Source organism: Blastochloris sulfoviridis (assembly GCF_008630065.1).
In the GTDB taxonomy this organism is placed as follows: domain Bacteria; phylum Pseudomonadota; class Alphaproteobacteria; order Rhizobiales; family Xanthobacteraceae; genus Blastochloris; species Blastochloris sulfoviridis.
The window spans coordinates 1-470 of the sequence record NZ_VWPL01000086.1; the positions used below are offsets into that span (position 1 = coordinate 1).

1 pseudogene is annotated in these 470 nt (G+C 65.7%); it reads right to left on the reverse strand.

The features are described 5' to 3' along the window. Positions 1–434 (reverse strand): annotated as a pseudogene (locus F1193_RS16940) (MFS transporter); the annotation flags it as partial. Between the last annotated feature and the right edge of the window lie 36 nt (positions 435–470).

Genomic DNA, 470 nt, shown 5'->3' on the forward strand with positions numbered 1-470 from the left:
GGCGAGGGATCGGGGATCTCGCCGGGAATGTAGTTCGGCAGCCGGCTCGCAGGGATGATCGCGAGCATCGCGACCAGCGCCATGATGATGAGGCCGATCTTCAGCGCCCGCAGCCTTGCGTCCGTGTTGACGCGCACCGCTTCGGCCACCTGCTCGGGTGAGGCGGTCGTGCGCTCCATCACGCTCTGCAGCCGGTCATTGCTGATGAAGTTGATGTTGTCGAGATCGACCTGGGCCTGAATCTCCGGCGGCAGTTTCGGGTTTTCAGCGACGCTGACAAGGACGATCGAACTCAGCAGGCCCACCAGCAGGGCGCCGGCGACCGCCGTTCCCACCGCGGCGGCGAGATTGTTGGTGGTGCCGCGCAAGGATCCGACGTCGCCCGCCAGTTCTTTCGGCGACGCGGTGACCAGCACGTTGAACAGCAGCGTCACCAGCGATCCCTGGCCGATGCCGAACAGCACGAGGCC